Source organism: Cohnella nanjingensis, from assembly GCF_014212125.1.
Lineage (GTDB): Bacteria > Bacillota > Bacilli > Paenibacillales > Paenibacillaceae > Cohnella > Cohnella nanjingensis.
The window spans coordinates 105110-114452 of the sequence record NZ_JACJVP010000008.1 but is presented as its reverse complement, the minus strand read 5'-3'; the positions used below and the strand labels follow the sequence as shown (position 1 = coordinate 114452).

Below are 9343 nucleotides of genomic sequence, written 5' to 3'. Positions count from 1 at the left end.
ACGCGGTCCGATCCGTACCGGAGCCGGTACGGATCGGACCGCGTCCCGCGGACACGCCGCCGGTCGACTCCAGCAGCGTCAAGAACTCGATATTCGTCTTGGTGCCCGCGAGCTTGCGCAGGAACTGATCCACGAATTCCGGCGAATCGTTCATGCTCTTGCGCAGCGTCCACACCCGATCGAGCTCGTCCTTGGTGAGGAGCATCTCCTCGCGGCGCGTGCCCGAGCGGCGGATGTCGAGCGCGGGGAAGATGCGCCGTTCCGCCAGCTTGCGGTCCAGATGCAGCTCCATGTTGCCCGTGCCTTTAAATTCTTCGTAAATGACGTCGTCCATACGCGAACCCGTCTCTACCAGCGCAGTCGCGAGGATCGTCAGGCTGCCGCCCTCCTCCACGTTGCGCGCGGCGCCGAAGAACCGCTTCGGACGGTGGAACGCCGCCGGATCCACGCCCCCGGACAGCGTCCGGCCGGAAGGCGGCACGACAAGGTTGTAGGCGCGGGCAAGCCGCGTGATGCTGTCGAGCAGAATGACGACATCCTTCTTCTGCTCCACCAACCGGCGCGCCCGTTCGAGTACGAGCTCCGCAACCTTGATATGATGTTCGGGCACTTCGTCGAACGTCGAGGCGACGACTTCTCCTTTGACCGAGCGCTGCATGTCCGTCACTTCCTCGGGCCGCTCGTCGATGAGCAGCACAAAGAGCGCGATGTCCGGGCGGTTCGTGGAGACGCTGTTGGCGATCTCCTTGAGCAGTAGCGTCTTGCCCGCCTTCGGCGGCGCAACGATCAATCCGCGTTGGCCAAGCCCCACGGGAGCCAGCAAATCCATGATGCGGGTCGACAATCGGGTGGGGGTCGTCTCGAGCACGAGTTTCTCGTCAGGGAACAGCGGGGTCAGGGCGGGAAAATGGAGGCGTTCGGCGGCGACTTCGGGGGAATCTCCGTTCACGGCGTTGACCTGCAGGAGGCCGAAGTAGCGTTCGCTCTCCTTGGGCGCCCGGCATTTGCCGGATACGAGGTCGCCGGTCCGCAGATCGAACTTGCGGATCTGGGAAGCCGAGATATAGATATCCTCCGCGCTGGGCAGATAGTTGATCGGGCGGAGGAAGCCGTAGCCTTCGGGCAGCACTTCCAGGACGCCTTCGAGGAACATATGACCGCCGCGCTCCGCCTGCGAGCGCAGGATCGCGATGATAAGCTCTTTTTTGATCATTTGGCTGTAGTTCGTGATTTGATGGTCCTTGGCGAGCTTGTAGAGCTGCGTCAGGGTTAACCCTTCCAAATCGGACATCATGAAATCCGTCAATACAATCCCCACTTCATCGTTAGAATAAAGGCGAGGGCGCCTCATGAATCCAGGGGCGCCTCACCCTTCTCGCCATACGTCCGCGCCGAGATCGCGCAGATGCTCCACTAATCTCTCATAACCGCGGTCGATGTATTCCAAACCTGTAATTTCCGTCACTCCCTCGTCTACCGTCAACGCCGCGACGACCAGCGCAGCCCCCGCCCGGAGATCCGCGGCCCGCACCTTGGCGGCATTCAGACGCCCGCCTTCGATGATCGCCGACCGGCCTTCGACGCGAATCTGCGCGCCCATGCGCGACAGCTCCGGGACATGCTTGAAGCGATTGCTGTATACGTAATCGGACAGGATGCTCACGCCGCTGGCCTGCGTCAGCAAGCTCGTCATCGGCGATTGAAGGTCCGTCGCGAACCCGGGGTACACGAGCGCTTTGACGTCCACCGCTTCGTAGTCGGGCTGTCCGACCACGCGGATCGCCTCGTCCATCTCGTAGACGTGGACGCCCATCTCTTGCAGCTTGGCCGTTAAAGCTTCCAGATGTTTCGGAATGATGTTATCGATGATGACGTCCCCGCGCGTAGCGGCGGCTGCAATCATATAAGTGCCTGCTTGAATCCGGTCGGAGATGATCGAATGCCGGCAACCGTGCATGCTGCTCACGCCTTCGATCCGGATCGTCTCCGTGCCGGCGCCTTTGATCTTGGCGCCCATCGCGTTCAGCAGCGTCGCGACGTCGATGATCTCCGGCTCCTTGGCCGCGTTCTCGATAATGGTCGAGCCTTTGGCCCTTGCGGCCGCCAGCATGATGTTGATCGTGGCGCCTACGCTGACGACGTCCATATATATTCTAGCCCCGCGCAATTCTTGTGCCTTGATGCGGATGGCTCCGTGTTCGTTGGTTACGACCGCGCCCAGCGCTTCGAAGCCTTTGATATGTTGGTCAATGGGACGAGGTTCAAAGTTGCATCCTCCCGGCATGCCGATCAAGGCTTCGCCGAAGCGGCCCAAGAGCGCGCCCATCAGATAATAGGATGCTCTCAAAAGCTTGACGTGGCCGTTGGGCATCGGGATGGATTGAATGTCGGCAGGATCGATGGATAGCGTGTCTTCGTTCCATGTGACTTTGCAGCCTAGCTCTTCAAGCAATTGTTTGTAAATCTCGACATCGCTAATATGAGGAAGATTGTCCAGCCTGACTTCAGATTCTGCCAGGATCGCTGCAGGCAGCAGCGCGATCGCGCTGTTCTTGGCGCCGCTGATCGAGACCGTTCCGCGGAGCGGACGCCCACCGCGTATCATAAGTTTCTCCATGAATGCATGGTCCTCCTAGTATTCTGCTCCACGCACCCGCGCGTTAAGCAGCCGCGGACACAATAGAGGAAAGGGAAAGACACCGCGTACGGCGCTTTCCCCGAGCTGGAACGAACGCCGCCGGTAGGCGGACGCCCGCAGTTAGTACGGAATAATAGGGAATTACGCTTGGTTGCTGCTGCCGAACAGGCGAATCTTCTCTTGAACGACGGCTTGCATGGCATTGCGAGCAGGCGTGAGATATTTGCGAGGATCGATGACGTTGCCGTCTTTGCCGAGAACTTCGCGGATCGCGGCCGTACATGCGACTTGGTTCTCGGTGTTGACGTTGATCTTGCCGACGCCGGATTGGATCGCTTCGCGAATCATCTCGTCCGGCACGCCGGAGCCGCCATGCAGCACGACCGGTACCGGGATCTTGGCGACGACTTGCTTAATGATATCGTAGTGGATCTTCACTTCGCCTTTGTACATGCCGTGCGCGGTGCCGACGGCGATCGCGAGGCAGTCGACGCCCGTCTCTTCGTAGAAACGGATCGCTTCTTCAGGCTTGGCCAACTTCGCATCCGCTTCGTCGACGCTCAGGTCGTCTTCGACCCCGCCGATCGTGCCCAGTTCGCCTTCAACGGACACGCCCATCGCGTGAGCGGCCTTGACGACTTCCTTGGTCAAGCGGATGTTGTCTTCGAACGAGTGGTGGGAGCCGTCAAACATCACGGACGAGAAGCCTGCGCGGATACAAGCCATCGCGACTTCGAAGCTGCTGCCATGGTCCAGGTGCAGGGCGATCGGGAGGCCGGACTTCTTCGCTGCCGCTTCCGCGATCGCTACCGTATATTCCATGCCCATGTACTTCAAGGCGCCTTCGCTGACGCCGAAAATGAAGGGAGACTTCTCGGCGATCGCCGCGTCCGTGATGGCTTGGGCGAATTCAAGGTTGTTCATGTTGAATTGGCCCACAGCAAACTTGCCGGCTTTTGCCTTAGGCAAAAATTCGTTCATTGACACGAGTGGCATAATGTGTGATTCCTCCTGCGATTCTATTAAGTCGTAAGTCGTCTCATCGCCGACTTGCATACTGCGCTATTATAACACAAAAAGGCTTTTTATTGTAAAACCGCCTGTCCCCAGAAAAAACGGCCGCAGCGCCCTCCCGGACGGGCAAAATGGCCTTATACGGCCGGGAATCGGGCCCTATCGCGCGCGGCGGAACGCCCGCTGCATCCAGATTAGAAATTTCTCAAGTTCGCCGGCGTTCCAGCGTTCAGGCGTGCATACAATTGTAAAGCGATTGCATAAGCTCTGCGATGAGGCGTGAACGAGTGGGCATCCGCAGGATGAACGGCTCGCGATTCGATCGGAGGAAGGAGAAGTCGGGGAAATGTGGATGCAGCGAAGGGAGCGGGCGAGAAAAAAAGCCCTCAGGACCCCGAGGCGAACCGGGGCGAAGGGCCTCCTTCCAACTGCATATTCACAGCGATTCGGAGCTCGTCGATATCGAACGGCTTCGTGAAGTGCATGAGCGCACCCAAGTCGGTGGCTTCCTTAATCATGTCTAGCTCTCCGTATGCCGTCATCATGATTACTTTGATCTCGCGGTTCATTTCCTTGATTTGTTTGAGGATCTCCAGGCCGTCCATGCCCGGTATCTTCATGTCGAGGAGGACGAGGTCGGGCGTGTGATTGCGGACGATCTCGAGCGCCGCGCGGCCGTTCGCCGCTTGGAAGGTCTCGTACCCTTCCACGCTAAAAACTTCGAGCAGCAGGATTCGGATACCGATTTGATCATCGACAATGAGCAGCTTCTTCTTAGGCATCAAATAATCCTCCTCCAGTACGTTCTTCCTGTATCCTCCCGTATTCGAGGTGCCGACATGGAAATCCTCCTGTACCGATGGAAAAATGTGAAAAAAAAGCGACGGCAGCCGCCGACGCTTCGAAGAAACCTTATACGTATCAGCCTTCCGCGTGAACGAGGGAAGCTTTGACGAAATCGCGGAACAACGGCTGCGGCCGGTTCGGACGGGAAGTGAATTCCGGATGGAATTGCACCGCCAGGAACCAAGGGTGCCCGGGCAACTCTACCATCTCCACTAGGCGCCCGTCCGGCGATGTGCCGGAGATCTTCAGACCCGCGGATTCGATCTGTTCGCGATATTCGTTGTTGAACTCGTACCGATGGCGATGCCGCTCGTAGACGAGCTCGTCGTCGTAGCAGCGGGCGGCCAGGCTGCCCGGCACGAGCTTGCACGGATAGAGGCCGAGGCGCATCGTGCCGCCCAGATCCTCGATATCCTTCTGCTCCGGCAGCAGGTCGATGACCGGGAACGGCGTAGCCGGATGAATCTCCGAGCTGTTCGCGCCGTCGAGGCCGACCATGCTGCGGGCGTATTCGATCACGGCTACCTGCATCCCGAGGCAGATGCCGAAGAACGGCACTTCCTGCTCGCGAGCATAACGGATCGCGGTAATCTTGCCTTCGATGCCCCGGTCGCCGAAGCCGCCGGGCACGAGGATGCCGTTCACGCCGCCCAGCATGTCCTGCACGTTAGCCGGGGTGATCTCTTCCGCGTTCACCCAGCGGATATTGACTTCGGAATCGGCGTCGATGCCGGCATGGCCGAGCGATTCCACGATGCTGAGGTAGGCGTCGTGAAGTGCGACGTACTTGCCGACGATCGCGATCTCGGTCGTCTTCTTCAGCGACTTCACGCGCTGGACGAGCGCTTCCCATAGGGCCATATCCGGCACCGGATCGCCGCCGAGGCCGAGATGCTTGACGACGTAGTCGTCGAGCCCCTGCTCGCGGAGCATGAGCGGCACTTCATACAGCGTGGACGCGTCGCGGCACTCCACGACGGCGTTCGCGTCGATGTCGCAGAACAGCGCGATCTTGCGCTTCAGGTCTTCGGCAAGCGGGTATTCCGTCCGGCAGACGATGACGTTCGGCTGGATGCCGATGCTGCGCAGCTCCTTGACGCTGTGCTGGGTCGGCTTCGTCTTCACTTCGCCGGCGGCCTTGATATACGGGATCAGCGTCACGTGAATATACATGACGTTCTCGCGGCCGATATCGCTCTTGATCTGGCGGATCGCCTCGAGGAACGGCAGGCTCTCGATGTCGCCGACCGTGCCGCCGATCTCCGTGATCACGACGTCGGAGCCGGTCTCGCGGCCCGCGCGGAACACGCGGTCCTTGATCTCGTTCGTGATGTGCGGGATGACCTGCACCGTACCGCCAAGGTATTCCCCGCGGCGCTCTTTGCTGATGACCGTGGAATAGATCTTGCCGGTCGTTACGTTGCTGTTCTTCGAGAGGTTGATGTCGATGAACCGCTCGTAGTGGCCCAAGTCGAGGTCCGTCTCCGCGCCGTCGTCGGTCACGAATACTTCCCCGTGCTGATAGGGGCTCATCGTCCCCGGATCCACATTGATATAAGGGTCGAACTTCTGAATCGTCACCTTGAGGCCGCGATTCTTAAGCAGCCGACCGAGCGAAGCGGCGGTAATTCCTTTTCCGAGCGACGACACGACGCCGCCAGTTACAAAAATGTATTTGGTCACCCTGTATGAAACCTCCCACCACGTGCCCATCGGCATTATCATTAGACTGCCCGCAAAACAAAAAAGTGACACCCAATAAATGGGGGCACTTTTAAAATTTACACCCTATAGAAATGCTCGCTTGAAAAGCCCAAGCATAAGTTTAACTTCTGGTCCGGAAGGTGTCAAGCCTCAGACGCGACTACTTATCGTCATCCTCGTCGTCTTCGTCGGCTTCGCCCTCTTCGAAGTCGTCCGCTTCCTCGGCGTCCTCTTCGTCGATCTCTTCCTCGATGCTGGCTTCCTCTTCTTCGTCCAGCGCCACTTCCTCTTCGGCTTCGCCGGCTTCTTCGCCTTCGTCGAAGATCTCTTCGCGGTCCTCGTCGAACAGGTCGAAGCCTTCCTCGCCTTCGGTGAAGGTTTCTTCCTCTTCCTCGCCGTACAGATCCTCGTCGTCCAGATCGTCGTCGTCGTTGATGATGCGAGGACGCTTCGTGCCGTCGGTCACCGGATCGTCGGAACGGTCAACCGGGTACCAGCGCTTCAGGCCCCACACGTTGCTGCCTACGCAGGCGAACCGGCCGTCGATGTTGATCTCGGTGTACACTTGGGCGATGAATTCGTTGATCTGCTCTTCGGAGAAACCCCGAAGCTTCGCGATCTCCATCATCAGATCCCGGTAGTAAAACGGGGTGTTGGCCGCTTTGAGCACCTCGAAGGCAAGATCGACCATCGGCATTTCCCGGATTTTCTCAGCGTCGAATTTCAGGACGTATTCCGCGCTCACGCTTAAGTCCCCATCCTCTCTGTATGTTAACCAAAATCTTAATTCGCGTTGGTGTCACCCACTAGTTAACCGCATTTCCTCTGAAAATGCAAGTTTCCGAGTAAAAACGGCTTCGCCGCCGTCCAGGGAGGGCGATACGTTTTTATCGGAGATCATTCAGTGATGAATCAACGTGAAACTTATCCATTCTGAATGATCAAGTAAAAACGAGCCCGTCGCCAGGAATACGGCGGGTTCGTTTTTGGCGTAGCCGATTCAGAGGAGGATCGACGAAGGGAATCCTCGCTGATATCGGGCAAGTAAAAACGGCTTCGCCGCCGTCCAGGGAGGGCGATACGTTTTTATCGGAGATCATTCAGTGATGAATCAACGTGAAACTTATCCATTCTGAATGATCAAGTAAAAACGAGCCCGTCGCCAGGAATACGGCGGGTTCGTTTTTGGCGTAGCCGATTCAGAGGGGGATCAACGAAAGGAATCCTCGCTGATATCGGACAAGCAAAAACGGCTTCGCCGCCGGAGAATGCGAAAAAGCGAAGACGGGTCCGCAGACTGCGCCTTCGCTTTTCGACTGTACCCCGGCCGCCTCCCCGAAAGGAAGAACCGGCGTGGCTAAGAGTCTCGCCGGGAAACTCTCCCTTCATCCTATGTAAGGATGCGCGGTTTGACACAGAGCGACGCCCATTTCCACGGAAAAAAGCCTCATTCCCAAGCTTTTGCCGAGGTGCATTCATACAATAGGGAAGCAAATTCGGCGGGAGGGGTGACGAGCCATTGGACACGAGCGGCTTCCTGAAATGGCTGCAAGGCGCTCTCGCGGCTCCCGGCAAGCTCGCCGGAAGAACGATCATCCGCGTCGCGCAGCCCTCCGATTACTTCAACCTCCTCGCGGCGCTGAGACGGGAGCAGCGCCGCTCCCGGGCGCTGCGGTCGGTCCGCAAACTCGGCATTATCCGCGGATTCTCCTGTCCGCTGCCCGCATCGGGCATCCCGGACGCGTTCAAGGGCGTCATCGTCTGCGAAGAGGATCCGATCGTCAGCGTCCGCGCGCCCGTCCGCACAGTGGAGACGGCCCCCGCGTCCGACATGAATATTCCGTGGGGCGTCAGACGCATCCGTGCGCCCAAGGCTTGGAATCGAACGACCGGCCAGCGCGTGAAGGTCGGCGTGATCGACACCGGCGTCGACTTTCAGCACCCCGATCTGCAGCACACGCTGGAGCGCGGCATCAATCTGCTTCAGCGGACGATGCTGCCTCAGGACGACAACGGCCACGGCACCCACATCGCCGGGTCGATCGCCGCCGCCAATCCCGTCCGCGGCATGATCGGCGTCGCGCCGCGGTCGGCGATCTATCCGGTCAAGGCGTTCGACTATAACGGCACCGCCTTCGTCTCCGACATCATCCTGGGCATCGAATGGTGCGTCCGCAACCGGATGGACGTCGTCAACATGAGCTTCGGCATGACCACCCGCAGCAAGTCTCTGCTAGGCGCCGTCAACAACGCTTATCGTTCTGGCGTCCTCATCGTGGCGTCTTCCGGCAATGACGGCAAGCGGGGGACGATCGACTTTCCCGCCCGATTCGCGAATACCGTGTCGGTCGGCGCGCTGAACCGGCAGGGCCGCATCGCCAAGTTCACCAACCGCAGCGCGCTGGTCGACATCTACGCCCCCGGCGACAAGGTCGAGTCCGCCTGGCTGCGCGGCCGGCGCCGCATCATGAGCGGCACGTCGATGGCCACCTCGCACGTGACCGGAGCCATCGCGCTGCTGCTGGCCGACAAGCCCGGGCTGAAGCCCGGCGAAGTGAAGGAGATCCTCAAACGCTCCGCGCGGCCTCTGCGGAACGTCAAAGCTCCCCGGAGGGCCGGGGAGCTGGATGTCATGCGTATGCTACAAACCGCAGACAAGATCAAATCGGCTTCGCCTGCGCGCGAAAGCGGATGAGCGGGTCCGCAGACGCTTAGCGCGCACAATCGCAGAGCGGGCGAGTTACGGGGGATCTCCTGCTTAATTCAGGAGAGCCGGTCCCAAAAAAGGCCTGACCGTGTGCCGCAACGATAAAAAGTATCGTTGCCGCACCTGGTCAGGTCTTTCGGCACGCTGTAACGATAAAAAGTATCGTTACAGATCCCGGTCAAGCCGTTTGACGCGCCGTAACGATAGAAAGTATCGTTACAGATCCTGGCCAGGCCGTTTGACGCGCTGCAACGATAAAAAGTATCGTTGCAGATCCTGATACAGCCGTATGACGCGCCGTAACGATAGAAAGTATCGTTACAGATCCCGGTCAAGCCGTTTGACGCGCTGTAACGATATAAAGTATCGTTACTGATCCTGGCCAGGCCGTTGGACGCGCTGTAACGATAAAAAGTATCGTTGCAGATCTTGTT

Annotated in this window: 7 protein-coding genes; 1 reads left to right on the top strand and 6 read right to left on the bottom strand. The window is 58.9% G+C overall.

The window, feature by feature from the left end; all coding sequences use genetic code 11:
• The 6 genes from rho to rpoE form a co-directional block, all read right to left on the bottom strand.
• Window positions 1–1291, bottom strand: a 1291-nt coding sequence (rho, locus tag H7C19_RS07750) for a transcription termination factor Rho (RefSeq protein WP_246469365.1), incomplete at its 3' end; no start/stop codon positions are given.
• Between the two features lie 75 nt (window positions 1292–1366).
• A complete protein-coding gene (gene murA, locus H7C19_RS07745; protein ID WP_185142015.1) occupies window positions 1367–2617 on the bottom strand; it encodes a UDP-N-acetylglucosamine 1-carboxyvinyltransferase in 1251 nt (416 codons plus the stop codon).
• Window positions 2618–2779: 162 nt separating this feature from the next.
• A complete protein-coding gene (fba, locus tag H7C19_RS07740) occupies window positions 2780–3634 on the bottom strand; it encodes a class II fructose-1,6-bisphosphate aldolase (RefSeq protein WP_185142014.1) in 855 nt (284 codons plus the stop codon).
• A gap of 404 nt (window positions 3635–4038) precedes the next feature.
• Complete coding sequence (locus H7C19_RS07735; protein WP_185142013.1) at window positions 4039–4434, bottom strand: response regulator; 396 nt, start codon at window positions 4432–4434, stop codon at window positions 4039–4041.
• A 139-nt stretch (window positions 4435–4573) separates the two neighbouring features.
• Window positions 4574–6181 carry a CTP synthase gene (gene pyrG, locus H7C19_RS07730; RefSeq protein ID WP_185142012.1) on the bottom strand — a complete coding sequence of 536 codons (1608 nt, stop codon included), beginning with the start codon at window positions 6179–6181 and terminating at the stop codon, window positions 4574–4576.
• Window positions 6182–6362: 181 nt separating this feature from the next.
• A complete protein-coding gene (gene rpoE, locus H7C19_RS07725) occupies window positions 6363–6947 on the bottom strand; it encodes a DNA-directed RNA polymerase subunit delta (protein ID WP_185142011.1) in 585 nt (194 codons plus the stop codon).
• Between the two features lie 774 nt (window positions 6948–7721).
• Here rpoE and H7C19_RS07720 point away from each other — a divergent pair.
• A complete protein-coding gene (locus H7C19_RS07720) occupies window positions 7722–8897 on the top strand; it encodes a S8 family peptidase (protein ID WP_246469364.1) in 1176 nt (391 codons plus the stop codon).
• Window positions 8898–9343: the final 446 nt, after the last annotated feature.